The sequence below is a fragment of the Paraburkholderia sp. LEh10 genome (genome assembly GCF_017814945.1).
In the GTDB taxonomy this organism is placed as follows: Bacteria; Pseudomonadota; Gammaproteobacteria; order Burkholderiales; family Burkholderiaceae; genus Paraburkholderia.
On sequence record NZ_JAGIPX010000004.1, the window covers coordinates 233,097 to 248,451 of the forward strand.

General features: G+C 63.4%; 14 protein-coding genes and 1 tRNA gene. 6 read left to right on the plus strand and 9 right to left on the minus strand.

Going from position 1 to position 15,355, the window contains the following annotated elements:
- The first annotated feature begins 16 nt into the window (after positions 1-16).
- Complete coding sequence (fabI, locus tag J8I87_RS05305; protein WP_209930384.1) at positions 17-808, plus strand: enoyl-ACP reductase FabI; 792 nt, start codon at positions 17-19, stop codon at positions 806-808.
- 107 nt (positions 809-915) lie between these two features.
- Here fabI and J8I87_RS05310 read toward each other — a convergent pair whose 3' ends face one another.
- The 7 genes from J8I87_RS05310 to cysS all read right to left on the minus strand — a co-directional run bounded on the left by J8I87_RS05310 (position 916) and on the right by cysS (position 8,840).
- Positions 916-1,260: a hypothetical protein gene (locus J8I87_RS05310; RefSeq protein ID WP_209930385.1), complete on the minus strand. Its 345-nt coding sequence runs from the start codon at positions 1,258-1,260 to the stop codon at positions 916-918.
- 486 nt (positions 1,261-1,746) lie between these two features.
- Positions 1,747-1,840 (minus strand) — tRNA-Ser (locus J8I87_RS05315).
- A 211-nt stretch (positions 1,841-2,051) separates the two neighbouring features.
- Positions 2,052-3,302 carry an aspartate kinase gene (locus J8I87_RS05320; RefSeq protein WP_209930386.1) on the minus strand — a complete coding sequence of 417 codons (1,251 nt, stop codon included), beginning with the start codon at positions 3,300-3,302 and terminating at the stop codon, positions 2,052-2,054.
- 461 nt (positions 3,303-3,763) lie between these two features.
- Positions 3,764-5,182, minus strand: a complete 1,419-nt coding sequence (tilS, locus tag J8I87_RS05325) for a tRNA lysidine(34) synthetase TilS (RefSeq protein ID WP_209930387.1) — start codon at positions 5,180-5,182, stop codon at positions 3,764-3,766.
- 43 nt (positions 5,183-5,225) lie between these two features.
- A complete protein-coding gene (locus tag J8I87_RS05330) occupies positions 5,226-6,197 on the minus strand; it encodes an acetyl-CoA carboxylase carboxyltransferase subunit alpha (RefSeq protein ID WP_209930388.1) in 972 nt (323 codons plus the stop codon).
- A 121-nt stretch (positions 6,198-6,318) separates the two neighbouring features.
- Positions 6,319-7,395, minus strand: a complete 1,077-nt coding sequence (locus J8I87_RS05335) for a DNA-3-methyladenine glycosylase family protein (protein ID WP_209930389.1) — start codon at positions 7,393-7,395, stop codon at positions 6,319-6,321.
- 47 nt (positions 7,396-7,442) lie between these two features.
- Complete coding sequence (gene cysS / locus J8I87_RS05340; protein WP_209930390.1) at positions 7,443-8,840, minus strand: cysteine--tRNA ligase; 1,398 nt, start codon at positions 8,838-8,840, stop codon at positions 7,443-7,445.
- A 249-nt stretch (positions 8,841-9,089) separates the two neighbouring features.
- On the opposite strand from cysS, the gene J8I87_RS05345 reads away from it, so the two are divergent.
- The 4 genes from J8I87_RS05345 (at position 9,090) to J8I87_RS05360 (ending at position 12,159) form a co-directional block, all read left to right on the plus strand.
- Complete coding sequence (locus J8I87_RS05345; RefSeq protein ID WP_209930391.1) at positions 9,090-9,893, plus strand: tetratricopeptide repeat protein; 804 nt, start codon at positions 9,090-9,092, stop codon at positions 9,891-9,893.
- A gap of 74 nt (positions 9,894-9,967) precedes the next feature.
- Positions 9,968-10,549, plus strand: a complete 582-nt coding sequence (locus J8I87_RS05350) for a peptidylprolyl isomerase (protein ID WP_209930392.1) — start codon at positions 9,968-9,970, stop codon at positions 10,547-10,549.
- 247 nt (positions 10,550-10,796) lie between these two features.
- Positions 10,797-11,291 carry a peptidylprolyl isomerase gene (locus J8I87_RS05355; protein ID WP_209930393.1) on the plus strand — a complete coding sequence of 165 codons (495 nt, stop codon included), beginning with the start codon at positions 10,797-10,799 and terminating at the stop codon, positions 11,289-11,291.
- 67 nt (positions 11,292-11,358) lie between these two features.
- On the plus strand, positions 11,359-12,159 hold the full coding sequence (locus J8I87_RS05360; RefSeq protein ID WP_209930394.1) for a UDP-2,3-diacylglucosamine diphosphatase: 801 nt from the start codon (positions 11,359-11,361) through the stop codon (positions 12,157-12,159).
- 33 nt (positions 12,160-12,192) lie between these two features.
- Here J8I87_RS05360 and cysE read toward each other — a convergent pair whose 3' ends face one another.
- A complete protein-coding gene (gene cysE / locus J8I87_RS05365) occupies positions 12,193-12,993 on the minus strand; it encodes a serine O-acetyltransferase (protein WP_209930395.1) in 801 nt (266 codons plus the stop codon).
- A gap of 279 nt (positions 12,994-13,272) precedes the next feature.
- On the minus strand, positions 13,273-14,085 hold the full coding sequence (locus J8I87_RS05370) for an RNA methyltransferase (protein ID WP_209930396.1): 813 nt from the start codon (positions 14,083-14,085) through the stop codon (positions 13,273-13,275).
- Positions 14,086-14,496: 411 nt separating this feature from the next.
- Here J8I87_RS05370 and J8I87_RS05375 point away from each other — a divergent pair, with 411 nt between their 5' ends.
- Positions 14,497-15,300, plus strand: a complete 804-nt coding sequence (locus J8I87_RS05375; RefSeq protein ID WP_209930397.1) for an inositol monophosphatase family protein — start codon at positions 14,497-14,499, stop codon at positions 15,298-15,300.
- The last annotated feature ends 55 nt before the right edge of the window (positions 15,301-15,355 follow it).

Genomic DNA, 15,355 nt, shown 5'->3' on the forward strand with positions numbered 1-15,355 from the left:
CTCATTAGGAGAATTCATGGGCTTCCTCGCTGGTAAACGAATCTTGCTGACAGGCCTTCTGTCGAACCGTTCCATTGCGTACGGTATCGCGCAGGCCTGCAAGCGCGAAGGCGCAGAACTGGCGTTCACGTATGTCGGCGACCGCTTCAAGGATCGCATCACCGAGTTCGCGAACGAATTCGGCAGCAACCTCGTGTTTGCGTGCGACGTCGCCGACGATGCGCAAATCGACGCGCTGTTCGCTTCGCTCAAGGAGCACTGGGACAGCCTCGACGGCCTCGTTCATTCGATCGGCTTTGCACCGCGCGAAGCGATCGCGGGCGATTTTCTCGACGGCATGACGCGCGAAAACTTCCGCATCGCGCACGACATCTCCGCGTACAGCTTCCCCGCGCTCGCAAAGGCCGCGCTGCCGATGCTGTCGAACAACGCAGCGCTGCTCACGCTGTCGTACCTCGGCGCGGAAAAGGCGATCCCGAACTACAACACGATGGGCCTCGCGAAGGCCTCGCTCGAAGCGAGCGTGCGTTACCTGGCTGTGTCGCTCGGCGGCAAGGGCATTCGCGTCAACGGCATCTCGGCGGGCCCGATCAAGACGCTCGCGGCAAGCGGGATCAAGGGCTTCAGCAAGATTCTCGACTTCGTCGAAGATAACGCGCCGCTCAAGCGCAACGTGACGATCGATCAGGTCGGCAACGCGGCTGCGTTCCTGATGTCGGATCTGGCGGCGGGCGTGACGGCCGAGATCATGCACGTCGATAGCGGCTTTAGCGCGGTCGTCGGAGGAATGGCGGCTGTCGGCGAGTGACGTCGCCTGGCCGGCTCGCTCAGACACGCGCGTCGTTGCACGTGCAACAGATAAAAAAACCGCCCCAAGGGGCGGTTTTTTGTTGGGGCGCAGGCGCCGCAGCGGAATCAGTGCCAGCCGTTGTGGCGACCGTTGTCATGGTGGCCATGGCCATGATCCCACCCACCATGATGACGATACCAGTCGTCGCGGCCCCAGTAACGGCGGCCATCCCAGTAACGATCGCCGTGCCAGCCGACCACGACAGCGGGCGCCACCACGACGGGCGCCGGCTGATACACGACGGGCGGCGGTGGCGGGGGCGGCGGCGCATACACGGGCGCCGGCGCGACGTAGACAGGAGCGGGAATACCGATGTTGACACCGACGTTCAATCCCCCTGCCATCGCCGCACTCGAAGCGCCAATTGCCAGCACGCCGGCGATCAACGGGATAAGACGCATGGACTTCATGGTTTCACCTTTCTTGCGGGAAGTGTGTTTATCGACTGCTTGAATCGACTATAACAAAGCGACGCTATGCGCATATTTCAACTGTGTAATAACTGATGCATAACTTCGCGTCTCGACGCAGGCTGTAACTTGTCGTTACACGCGACAGTGTTTGGTGATACTGCCCGCCTGCGCGCCGTTGCGTGCGTGCAAAGCATGCACTTGCGGTTCCGTCGTTGGCGCGGCGTGAGTTTTCGCCTGGCGATGTTTGGTTATGCCAGGCAAAAACATATTCGACATGTTTTGCATGCTCCGCCTGTTCGCACAAACCGACTTCGCTAATACCGACGTTTATGGATTCACGAGCACAAGGTTGAATCCGAATGGTCCATTCGACGCCCGTATTCGCTCTGCGTCGATATAAGAGCTCGGCGTCGTGACGGGAAACACACGCGCAAAAACAAAACCCCGCAGAGCCGCGGCTCTACGGGGTTCCACCGCCATTTCTGGCGGAGACGGAGGGATTCGAACCCTCGATCCAGGTTTTGGCCCAGATGCTCCCTTAGCAGGGGAGTGCCTTCGACCTCTCGGCCACGTCTCCCAAATCTTCGCTTGCGCCAGGGAGGCAGCGCAACGAAGCCAAGATAATAGCGGGTTCGCGAGCCAAGGTCAATTTTTACTTCACACTTTTTATGCCAGAAGTGTCATTTCAATATCACTTCTTCTACCCGACTGCCCTGCCCGCTCTTATCGTCAACCATCTTCACTCAAATGCCCGTTGCCGAGGCAAACGGGCGTGAGTGTACGCATTATCAAGCCTGATCGAGCTCGAATGCCTTATGCAGCGCGCGCACGGCGAGTTCCATATACTTCTCGTCGATCAGCACCGAGATCTTGATTTCCGACGTCGAGATCATCTGGATGTTGATGCCCTCTTCCGACAGCGTGCGGAACATCTTGCTCGCGATGCCGACATGCGAGCGCATGCCGACGCCGACCACCGACACCTTCGACACCTTCGGATCGCCCAGCACCTGTTCCGCGTCGACGTGGCCCTTGACCTGGTTCGTCAGGATGTCCATTGCGCGCTGATAGTCGCCGCGGCCGACCGTGAACGTGAACGCCGTTTTGCCTTCGACGCTTTGATTCTGGATGATCATGTCGACATCGATATTCGCGTCGGCGACGGGACCGAGGATCTGATACGCGATGCCCGGCTTGTCGGGCACACCCATCACGGCGATACGGGCTTCGTCACGCTGAAACGCGATTCCCGAGATGACTGCTTTTTCCATGGTTTCATCTTCTTCAAAAGTGATCAGGGTGCCCGACTTCATTTCTTCGTCGAGCGACATCATCGGATCGGTCAGGCTGGAGAGCACGCGCGTCTTCACCTGATATTTGCCGGCGAATTCCACCGAGCGGATCTGCAGCACCTTCGAACCGAGGCTGGCCATTTCCAGCATCTCTTCGAACGTCACGCGGTCCAGCCGGCGCGCTTCTTCGACCACACGGGGGTCGGTCGTGTAGACGCCGTCGACGTCCGTGTAGATCAGGCATTCGTCGGCTTGCAGCGCCGCGGCCACCGCGACAGCCGACGTGTCCGAGCCGCCGCGGCCGAGCGTGGTGATGTGGCCTTCGGGATCGATGCCCTGGAAACCCGTGATGACGACGACCTTGCCTTCGTCGAGATCGCGCAGCACGCGCTCGCCGTCGATGTCGCTGATGCGCGCCTTCGTGAACGCGCTATCTGTTTTGACGGGCACTTGCCAGCCGGCATAGCTGACGGCATCGACGCCTGCGTCGTGCAGCGCGATGGACAGCAGGCCGACGCTGACCTGTTCGCCCGTCGACGCGATCATGTCGAGTTCGCGCGGGCTCGGCTGCGGCGAAATTTCTTTCGCGAGGCCCAGCAGGCGGTTCGTTTCGCCGGACATCGCCGAAGGCACGACGACCATCTTGTGGCCTGCCTTGTGCCATTTCGCGACGCGCTTCGCGACGTTCTTGATGCGCTCGACCGAGCCCATCGATGTGCCGCCGTATTTGTGTACGATGAGTGCCATTGTCGTTCTGAACTGAAGGAGAAACTGGAACTACGCGAACCGGCGCGCATCGCGCGCTGGAGACGGCCGCACAAAACGCACAGGGCACAACGTTCGGGAACGACGGCAGAGTGTGGCGGCACAGATGCAGCGCGCGTGCAGTACGCGCGGGATTTGCCCTGTAACCTGTCGATCGACAGGACTGACGGACGCTAACGGGGTGGCTAACGGCTTGGAGCGCGCCCGGGCATTCGCATAAGAACAGCCGGGTAACACGACAAAAAGCGAGTCGGGCAAACAAGTTACCCTACCTGATCGGCAATAAAAAGACAAGCCGAAATCCGGGCAAAAGGCATTGCAAATGCTTGTCGGAGAAGGATTTGCGGCCGATGTTGCGTGCGTATGACAGTGGCCGTGCGGTGGGTCTGGCCGCCGTCGAAGCACGCGCAGCGTGACGTGCGCCGCGACCCATCGCCTGCGCGTTACGCGAGCGTCAGATCCTCGCGCCATTCGATCCGCAGGTAACGGCTGCTCGCCTGCCGCGCGTCATGCGCGAGCGCCGCGCGGTTCACGCCGATCAGCGGCACGAACAGCAGTTCGCCGCCGACGAAAAGCAGTGGCACATCGCGTTTCCACGACGGCACGCCGCCTTCCTGAAAGAGATTCTTCAACGTGCGGCTCGGGCCATTCACGACACAGCGCATCCGTTCGCCGCCACCGCGCGCGCGCGCGACGAGCGGGCCTCGCGCAACGGCTTCGACGGGAATCGCGTCGGGATCATCGGCGCTCGCGTCGCTGAACACGAACGTGCCGCGCCATTGCGGCAAGCGCCATACGCTCTCGCCTTGCCACGTGAGCACGCTTTCCGCCCGTTCGACGAACGCGGTTTCGTCGGCAGGATCCGCGCTGTCGCCGGCTTCCCAATAGACCTGTCCACGGTAGCTGCGCAACGCCTGACCCGCGTGATCGATGCGCAGACTGTGCGCATCGCCGATCTCGCGCAACTGGCGCAATGCGTCCGTCAGGCGCGCCGTCGATGCTGCAGGCAAGCCGAGCGTGCGCATCCAGTACCGCAGCAGGTTCGCCGCGCGCTCGTCGTCGAGCGCGAGCAGCGCATCGTGCGACAACGCGCCCTCTTCGTCGCCGCGCACCGTTTGCAGATCGATTTGCGCGAGCGCGTCGAGCAGACGCTGCGCCGCGGCCGCATGAGCAGCCGTGCGCGCCAGCGCGTCGCGAAAGCCGGGAAAGTGCACGGCGAGGCCGGGCAGAACATCGTGACGCAACGCGTTGCGCGCATAGCGCGTGTCGGCGTTCGATTCGTCGTCGATCCAGCGCAGATCGCGCGCATGCGCATAGTGTTCCAGTTGTGCGCGCAGCAATTGCAACAGCGGACGCGCGCGCGCCGCCCGTGCGCCCGACGGCAGATACTCGGGCGCCATTGCCGCGAGACCCGAAAGCCCCGCACCGCGCAGCAACTGAAGCAGCACCGTTTCCGCCTGGTCGTCCGCATGCTGCGCGAGCCAAAGCGTGTGCACGCGATGCTGCGCGCACAACGCATCGAGCGCGCGGTAGCGGGCATCGCGCGCCGCCGCTTCGACGCTCACGCCCGGCGCGCGCGAAACCTCGACGTGCCACGACGCGAACTCGACGCCCCGCTCGTGCGCGAACGCCTCACAGTGCGCGAGCCATTCGCCGGCGTTCAAACTGAGACCGTGATGAATATGAAACGCGATGCAGCGCGACGCGCCACCGACGCGCACAGCCGCATCGAGCAGCACGGTCGAATCGACGCCGCCGCTGAATGCGACCGCGACGCGCGCGTGTTCAGGCAGAGCCGTAAACGCCGCGCCGACCGCGTCGAGAACGAGGCGGTCGGCGGGTGTGTCAGCAGAGGGAGTCACGATGTGGTGGCGCGCGAAGCGCCTTCGGAGAGTCCAAGCGCGCTTATGCGCCCGGCGTGGTTTCCTTGAACTTGCCGTAGGCCATCAACCGCTCGAAACGGCGCTCACGCAGATCGGACGTGCTCATGCCCTGGAACTGGCGCAGCGAATCGGCGAGCGCGCGGCGCAGCAATGCAGCCATGCCCTTCGGATCGCGATGCGCGCCGCCCAGCGGCTCGTTGACGATCTTGTCGATCAGGCCCAGCGCCTTCAGGCGATGCGCTGTCAGGCCCAGCGCTTCGGCGGCCTCGGGCGCCTTCGCCGCGCTCTTCCAAAGAATTGACGCGCAGCCTTCCGGCGAAATCACCGAATACGTCGAGAATTGCAGCATCAGCACGCTGTCCGCGACGGCGACAGCCAGTGCGCCGCCCGAACCGCCTTCACCGATGATCGTCGAGATGATCGGCGTCTTCAGTTCGGCCATCACGTACAGATTGCGGCCGATCGCTTCCGACTGACCGCGCTCTTCCGCACCGATGCCGGGATACGCGCCCGGCGTGTCGATGAACGTGAACAGCGGCAGGCCAAATTTCTCGGCAAGACGCATCAGCCGTTCGGCCTTGCGATAACCCTCCGGGCGCGGCATGCCGAAGTTGCGCAGCGCGCGCTCCTTCGTGTCGCGGCCCTTCTGATGGCCGATCACCATGCACGGCTGGCCATTGAAACGCGCGAGGCCGCCGACGATCGACAGATCGTCCGCAAACGAGCGGTCGCCGTGCAGTTCGTGGAAATCGGTGAACAGTTCGCTGACGTAATCCAGCGTGTACGGGCGCTGCGGATGACGCGCGATTTGCGAAACCTGCCAGGGCGTCAGGTTCGTGTACAGATCCTTCGTGAGTTGCTGGCTCTTCTTCGACAGCCGCTCGATCTCTTCCGAAATATCGACGGCCGAATCGTCCTGTACGAAGCGCAATTCTTCGATTTTCGCTTCGAGCTCGGCGATCGGCTGCTCGAAATCCAGAAAGGTGGTCTTCATTGGTTTTTAATCCTTGGACTTACCGGCAGCGCGTATTCTAACCGCGCCCGCCCGTGTCAAAACCGTCTTGAATCTATTGATTCTAGCAAATCAATAGGCCCCGGCGGTTTTCGTCATTTCATCAGCTGCCAGCGGGTGCTGGATCGAGGCTGCGCCACATGTACCACGTCGCGACGGTGCGCCATGGCTCCCAGTTCGCGGCAACTTCGCGCGCCTCGCTGCGCGTCACCGGTTCGCCGCTGAAATAGTTCTGGCTGATCGCATGAATGAGATTGGGATCGTCGAGCGGCAACACGTCTGGACGCGACAGGTCGAAGATCAGAAACATCTCGGCCGTCCAGCGGCTGATGCCGCGAATCTGCGTGAGCTCGGCGATCACGTCCTCATCTTCCATCGACGTCCACTTGCCGACGTGCAACGCTCCCGAAACGAAGTGATGCGCGAGATCGAGAATGTATTCGGCCTTGCGCTTCGACACGCCGCAGTTCATCAGGTTGTCCTGGCCGAGCTTGATGATCTGCTGCGGCACGAGCTTCGGACACGCAGCGACAATGCGCTGCCACATCGCCTGCGCGGAAGCGACTGAGATCTGCTGGCCGACCACGGAGCGCGCGAGCGTGACGAACGGATCGGCACGGCTCGACAGATGCACGGGGCCGAATTTCGGAATCAGCTTCTTGAGGATGCGGTCGCGCTTGACGAGGTCGGCGCAGGCCTTGTCCCAATACGCCGGGCGCGTGACGGCGGCCCCTTGCGCATTGTCTTGCACGGACGGGGCGGCGTCCACATCCGACGCGACGGCCGCGCGCGGCTTGCGCGCCGTTTCGCGGTCAGGGTCATCCTCGGCATCGCGCGCGGGTTCGCGCAAATCGTTCCCGAGTCCGGCGGGCAGCGCTCCGTTGCCCTTTGCCTGCGCAGCACGCGCAGTCGACGGCTTCACAGCGGCGGCTTGCTCGGGTACATCCGCTCCGTTAGGCAGCCGCTTCGACGATACGTGCTTCGCGAGCGCGCCGGATGTGTCCGTTTTGCGCCCGGCATTGAGGCCAGCCTTGACGCCTTTCGCCGACGCCGATTTCACCGCCACCTTCGTTGCGCCCTTCGCGGCGACGCCGCTTCGCGCGCGCACTGCCCTTGCCTTAGCTGCCGCGTCAGATTCAGACGTGGCTCGTTTAGCCGGCGTCTTCGTGGCCGTTGCCATCCTGCCTCCTGCCTGGCGAGTCGATCAGTGGGAAGTACGAGGTGCGCTCAAACGCGCCGCCACTCGGTCAACCCGCCCGGTTTGTCTTCGAGTGCAATACCGGCATCCAGCAAATCCTTGCGGATCCGGTCCGCCTCGGCGTAGTCCTTGGCCTGTTTCGCGGCGACGCGCGCGGCGACCTTCGCTTCGATCGCTACCACAGCCAGCGCGCCTTCGCCTTCAGTCCCCGCCGCCTGCTGCAAATAAGCGCGCGGCTCGCGCCTGAGCAGCCCGAGCACGTGCGCAAGACCGCGCAATTGCCGTGCGAGCGCCGCATCGCGTGTGCGATTCACTTCGCTCACCAGTTCGAACAGCAACGAGACGGCGACAGGCGTATTGAAGTCGTCGTTCATCGCCGCGCGAAAGCGCTGCGCATGCGCTTCGTTCCAGTCGATCTCGCCTGCGTCGGGCGCCGTGTCCTTCAATGCCGTGTACAGGCGCGCGAGCGCGCTGCGCGCGTCGTCGAGGTGCGTGTCGCTGTAGTTCAGCGGCGACCGGTAATGCGCGCGAGCAATGAAGAACCGCACGACTTCGGCATCGTACTTCGCGAGCACTTCGCGAATCGTGAAGAAGTTGCCGAGCGACTTCGACATCTTCTCATTGTCGATCTGGACGTAGCCGTTATGCATCCAGTAATTGACGAACGTTTGGCGCGTTGCACCTTCACTTTGCGCGATCTCGTTCTCATGGTGTGGAAACTGCAGATCCTGGCCGCCGCCATGAATGTCGAACTGCTCGCCGAGCAGCGTGCAACTCATCGCCGAGCACTCGATGTGCCAGCCCGGACGTCCGCGTCCGTATTTCGAATCCCAGCCGGTATCGGCGGGCTCGTCGGGCTTCGACTGCTTCCACAGCACGAAGTCGAGAGGGTCCTGCTTCGCGTCGTTGGCGGCCACGCGCTCGCCTGCGCGCAGGTCTTCGAGCGACTTGCCCGACAGCGCGCCATAGTTCGCGAACTTGCGCACCGCGTAGTTCACGTCGCCGTCGGCGGCCTGATATGCGTAGCCGTTCGCCTCGAGCTTCTCGATCATGCCGAGCATCTGCGGAATGAAATCCGTCGCGCGCGGCTCGAGATCGGGTCGCTCGATGCCGAGCGCGTCGGCGTCTTCATGCAGCGCCGCGATGAAGCGATCCGTCAGCGCGCGAATCGACTCGCCGTTCTCGACCGCGCGGCGAATGATCTTGTCCTCGATGTCCGTGATGTTGCGCACATACGTGACCTTGTAGCCGAGCGTGCGCAGCCAGCGCTGCACAATATCGAACACGACCATCACCCGCGCATGACCCACGTGACAGTAGTCGTACACCGTCATTCCGCAGACATACATCCGCACTTCGCCTTCATGAAGCGGCACGAAATTTTGCTTGTCACGCGCGAGCGTGTTGTAGATGCGCAGAGATTCCATAGAGACGATGCATGGGCCGAAAGAAATCCGCTTGGTGTTCGTTCATACCGCGCCCGATGAATGTATGCAACCAAATGCGCAAACACGGGCGGTGCGGCACGACTGACGGCATGTCGCGCCACTGGTGCGGGATCAGGCTGACGTCAAGGCGGAGACGACCACGAGTGGCGAAAAGACAGTCTGTGGTTCCACGGAACGCGCAGACGTTTTGTTAGAATGGGCCGAAGTATAACACCCCGACCTGAGCCTATGAAACACTCCAGCGGCCGCGCGCGAGGCGCCACGCCCCTCTTCGCGACGACGCCTCGTTCGACCTGTGGCGCTTCGTCACGTCCGGGCCTGCTGGCCACTTTGAGCGCGGCAGCGGGCACAGCCTGCTGCGCTCTCGCCCTCATGGCCGCGCCCGGCGCGCCCGCTTTCGCGCAGAAAACGCCGACGATTTCTCACGGCCCGGCCGTGCGCGACGCCACCCCGGACGCCGACGCATCCATCGAGCAGAAGAACTGGACGGCCGCCCTCGCGCAGCTCGACGCGCGCATCGCCGCGAACCCGCGCGACGCCCAGGCCAGATTCAAGCGCGCCACCGTGCTTGCGCGCCTGAACCGCGATGACGACGCGATCGCCGCCTTCACCGAACTCACGCAGACCTACCCGGAGCTGCCTGAACCGTACAACAACCTTGCTGCGCTCTATGCGAAGCAAGGCCGCTACACGGAAGCGCGCGCCGCGCTCGAAACGGCCGTCAAGGCAAGCCCCGGCTATGGTCTCGCCTACGAAAATCTCGGCGACCTCTATCTGCGCATGGCCGATCAGGCCTATCGGCGCGCACAAAGCCTGGGCGCCGGCAACGGCACGACGAGCCAGCGCATCGCCGACATCGAAAAAATCGTGTCGCCGCGCAAGGCCGCTGTGAAAAAGACCAGCCAGGCTGCGCCAGACGCCAACGACTATACGAATCGCGCCACGTCGAACATCACCAACACGCCGGGCTTCCAGTTCGGCGGCCCGAACGGTTCGCTGGCGATTCCGCCGTACGTCGCGCCGTCGCAGTGAGCGCGCTTGCGCGCATGCTGCCCGACGGCGGGTTTGCCGTTATTTTCCCCATTTGAGCTCATCCGAGGATTTACATGAAATGGTTGACGTTGGCGCTCGGCAGCGCCGCCCTGATCGCGAACGCACCCGCTTTTGCGCAAAACGGAACCCAGGCTGTGCACCCGTCCGTTCTCTTGAAGACATCGGAAGGGGATATCCGCGTCGAGTTGTATCCCGACAAAGCGCCGAAAACGGTCGCCAACTTTCTCGACTATGTGAAGGCCGGTCAATATAACGGGACGATCTTCCATCGCGTGATTCCCGGCTTCATGATCCAGGGCGGCGGCTACACGACGAGCTATGCGGAAAAGCCGACGCGCGCGCCGATCCCGCTGGAAAGCCGCACGGGGCTGAAGAACATGACGGGCACGATCGCGATGGCGCGCACGAGCGATCCGAATTCGGCCACGACACAGTTCTTCATCAATACGGTGGACAACGCCGGCCTTGATTACCCGAATCCGGACGGCAACGGCTACGCGGTGTTCGGCAAGGTGACCTCGGGCATGGACGTCGTGAAGAAGATCGAAGGCACGGCGACGACCTCGCGCGGCCCGATGAGCGATGTGCCGCAAAAGCAGATCGTGATCCAGTCGGCGACAATAGTCAGCAAGTAAGCTCGGCAGGCAGCGGCCGCGCTTTGCGTCGGGGCCGCCCAGCCGTGAACAGGCGGCGAGGCACCTGAAGCAGGCAATAGCCGACGACGCATTTGCAACAGGGTGACGCGCGAACCGCACGCCCGGCTTAAACCCGGCACGTGCGGGCGCGCTGCGCCGGAATGAACCATGCCACGGGCGCGCCCGTCGCCATCGGGCCGGCGACGCGCCGCCTCTCTCCACTCACCTAGCCCCAAAGGAAATCATCATGGTTGAACTGCACACGAACCACGGCGTCATCAAGCTGGAACTGGACGCCGGGAAGGCGCCGAAAACGGTCGAAAACTTCCTCGCCTATGTGAAGGCGGGCCACTACGACAACACGGTGTTCCATCGTGTGATCGACGGCTTCATGATCCAGGGCGGCGGCTTCGAACCGGGCATGACGCAGAAGCCGACCAATGCGCCAATCGCCAACGAGGCGAACAACGGCCTGAAGAACGTCAAGGGCTCGATCGCGATGGCGCGCACGAACGATCCGCACTCGGCAACGGCCCAGTTCTTCATCAACGTCAACGACAACGACTTCCTGAACCACTCGTCGCCGACGCCGCAAGGCTGGGGCTACGCAGTGTTCGGCAAGGTCGTCGAGGGCCTCGATGTCGTCGATGCGATCCGCAAGGTGAAGACGGGTTCGAAGGGCTTCCATCAGGACGTCCCCGTCGACGACGTGATCATCGAAAAGGCCGTCGTGGTCGAGTAAGGCCATTGCTCACACGTTCGGCATATTCTTAACGAAAGAGCTGAGTAACTGAGAGAAGCGCACTTCAATGCTGCAAGAAACGCCGCTGCGAAGCGTCGCTGCGGGCGTGCCTGGCGAGGGCAAACGCCCGCACGCGGCGCGCCCGTTTTTCTTCATTTCGGACCTGCACCTGAGCGAGGCGATCCCGCACACGGTTGCCGCGTTCGAGCATTTCATCCTCGTGACGGCCGAGCACGCGGACTCCGTTTTCATTCTCGGCGATCTGTTCGAATACTGGATCGGCGACGACATGCTCGCCGAGCCGTTCCCCGCCCGCATGGCCAAGCTGATGCACACGCTGTCCGAGCGCGGCATCGCGCTGTACATCATGCACGGCAACCGCGACTTCCTGCTGGGCAAGCGCTTTATGAAGGCGGCGGGCGCGATCTGGCTACCCGATCCGTTCGTCATCACCGCGTTCGGCACGAAGATCGCGCTCACGCATGGCGACGCGCAATGCACGGCGGACCGACGCTATCAGCGATTTCGCGGCTTCGCGCGCAACCGTCTCGCGCAATGGCTGTTTCTGGCGTGGCCGTATCGCTGGCGCAAGGCGCTGGCGCAAAAGATGCGCAGGTCGAGTGAAGAAGGACGCGTGCGCCCCGCATCGCCGCGCTACGACGTGACGTCGGAGGGAATCGCCGCGCTCTTCAAGAAGACGAAGACGGCGACCATCATTCACGGCCATACGCACCGCCCCGCGCTGCATCACGAAGCGGGCGGCATGCGCTGGGTGCTGCCCGACTGGGACCTCGACCACGGCGAGCGCCGCGGCGGCTACGTGCGCATCGATTCCGAAGGGATCAAGGCGCTGCGACTGGACAAGTAAAACGCGCGGCGTTCGCGCTCGCGCAACGTGCATTCAGCGCGACGTCGCCTCGACCTTCCCTTCGAGCACAGCAGACAAACGACGCAGATCCAGCAACGCCGCATCCGCGCCGTGCAGCGCTTCGAGACTCGCGCCGAGGCGCTCGAGCGCGGCGACGATTTCGTCGATGCGCAGCGACTGTGTCGCCGCATGGTCGATCAGCCCGTGAATAGCGAGCGACACCGGATCGTCGGCATTCGGCGTGATCCCATATGCGCAGAAAGCCGAGCGCGCCGTGGCCGGCTTTGCGTTGCCGCCTAGCGCTGCCACCGCCGCCGTCGCCGGCATCACGACGCGCGCCGGATTGCCCACAGCCGTGCCGCCCGCGGGCACCGGCTTCACGACAACCGCGTTCGAGCCGATCTTCGCGTCCGCGCCGACCGTGAACCCGCCGAGCACCTTCGCACCCGCGCCAACGATCACGCCGCGCTCGAGCGTCGGATGGCGCTTGGCGCCGCGCGTGAGCGACGTGCCACCGAGCGTGACGCCCTGATAGATCGTGCAGTCGTCGCCGATTTCGGCCGTCTCGCCCACCACGACGCCCATGCCGTGGTCGATGAACACGCGACGTCCGACCGTCGCGCCCGGGTGAATCTCGATTCCCGTCATGAAACGGCCGATCTGCGAAACGAAGCGCGCGAGCCAGCGGCGCTTCGCGCGCCAGCACGCATGCGCGAAGCGATGGAACATCAGCGCGTGCAGACCCGGATAGCACGTGAGGACTTCCCAGGCGCTGCGGGCGGCGGGATCGCGCTCGCGAATCGTGGCGATGTCTTCGCGGAGTCTCGTGAACATGGCAATGAAGCTGTCGTAGGGAATGAACACCGCCGCGACTCGCGCGGACGGCAGCCGCTGTCCTCGCTATTGCAGACGGACAGCTTTGCTTATGACGTTTCGGGCCATTGTAGGGCGAATGGGCGAAACCTGCCGGAAGTCCATTCGGGCAACGAGGTTTGGTCTCAGGCTTGCGTTTCGCGACGTGCGCATGAGGGGCGGCAATGCGCGTGCCTGCCGCAAAAACGCATGGAAATCGCCTGAAGATCTCAGCGTTGCGGCCCTGATGGACAGCCGGCCTTATTCGCCGTCGCGCCCTTTTGCCTTCAGCAAAATGTGCTTCGCGATGCCCCGCACGATGTTGACCTCCTCGCGCTCGAGGCCAGCGCGCGCAAAGAGCCGCCGCAAGCGTGACATCAGTTTTTTCGGATTGCCGGGATCGAGGAAGTCGAGCGCGATCAGCGCATTTTCCAGATGCACATACATGCGCTCGATTTCGTCGCTGGCGGCACGCGCGCCGGCAACGCCCGCCGCCGCTTCGACGCCGTCACCTTCGGCCAGATACGCCATCCTCAACTCGTACGACAGCACCTGGATCGCCTGCGCGAGATTCAGCGAGCTATAGGCGGGATTCGCCGGAATATGCGCGAGCGCGCTGCACCGCTCGACGTCCTCGTTCGACAACCCGGTCCGCTCGTTGCCGAACACGAGTGCGATATCGCCATGGACGGCATGCTCGCGAGCCTGCGTCGCCGCCGCGCGCGGCGCGAGCTGCGGCGGTCCGTACTCGCGGGCGCGCGCCGTCAGCGCCAGCGACCATTGCGCGCCCGACAGCGCGTCGGCGAGCGTCGGCACGACATGAGCGGACGCGAGCACGTCGTCCGCGCCGCTCGCCATCGCAATCGCCTCGGCATCGTTTTTCACGTCCTGCACGCGCGGCGCCACCAGCACGAGACGCGAAAAGCCCATCGTCTTCAGCGCGCGCGCCGCCGCGCCGACGTTGCCGGGATGACTCGGCTCGACGAGCACGAAACGCGTCGACGTAAAGCCTCCGCCGATGCTGGTGTTGTCGGAGGCGATGCTGGAAGTCGGTGAGGAAGGCGTTTGAACCACGATAGGCAGTGAATGGCAAGGAAACAGTAATGGTAGCGCCAACCCGCACCCCGTTTCCATCTGCCATTCGGCCGATCGCGCGCCTCGTCGTTCCCGATCTGCCCGCCGCTCTCCCGCCGGGAACGCCGCGAAACGCCTGCCAACGCGTGGACACGCCCAGAAGGAAGCCATGAGAAGACGAGACTCAGGTAAAATCCCGATATTCGCGCCCCTGCCACATTGCCTTAGCGGGAACCCGGTCACGGCGCATCGCTCTTCTTCAATTCGTCTCCGTCGACGGAATGTGTGCCAGGTTTTGATCAGCAGGTTTCGATCCAATCTTGCCGGGCGCCCGTTTCGCGTGATTAACAGCTTATTTTCAGCTCAACACCGGGCAGCCGCCGTGCGCGTCCGGCACAAGGATTCAGGCTCATGCATCCCATGCTCAATATCGCTGTCAAGGCCGCTCGCCGCGCCGGGCAGATCATCAACCGTGCGTCGCTCGATCTCGACCTCCTGCAGGTCAGCAAGAAGCAGCACAACGATTTCGTCACGGAGGTCGACAAGGCGTCGGAAGCGGCCATCATCGAAACGCTGACCACGGCCTACCCCGATCACGCGATCCTCGCCGAAGAGTCCGGCGAATCGGGCAACGAGTCCGAATACCAGTGGATCATCGATCCCCTCGACGGCACCACGAACTTCATCCACGGCTTCCAGTACTACTGCGTGTCGATCGCGCTCGCGCACAAGGGCATCGTCACACAGGCCGTCGTCTATGATCCGACGCGCAACGACCTTTTCACGGCGTCGCGCGGCCGCGGCGCCTATCTGAACGACAGGCGCATCCGCGTCGGCCGCCGCGACCGGCTCGCCGACAGCCTGATCGGCACGGGCTTCCCGTTCCGCGAAAAGGACACACTCGAAGCGTACACGCAGCTTTTCGCCGACATGACCAAGGCCTGCGCGGGCCTGCGCCGTCCGGGCGCGGCGGCGCTCGACCTCGCGAACGTCGCGGCGGGCCGCATGGACGGCTTCTTTGAGCAAGGCATCAGCGCGTGGGACATGGCGGCGGGCAGCTTGCTGATCACCGAAGCGGGCGGTCTCGTCGGCAACTACACGGGCGATTCGGACTTCCTGCACATGCATGAGATCGTCGCGGGCAACCCAAAGGTTTATGCACAGATGATTCCGATCCTGTCGCGCTACACGCGGACGAAGGAGCGAACAGCCTAAGACGCTGCGTGCTTTCGACAAGCGGCTTCGGCCGCTTTTTTCTTTTGGCGCCGCC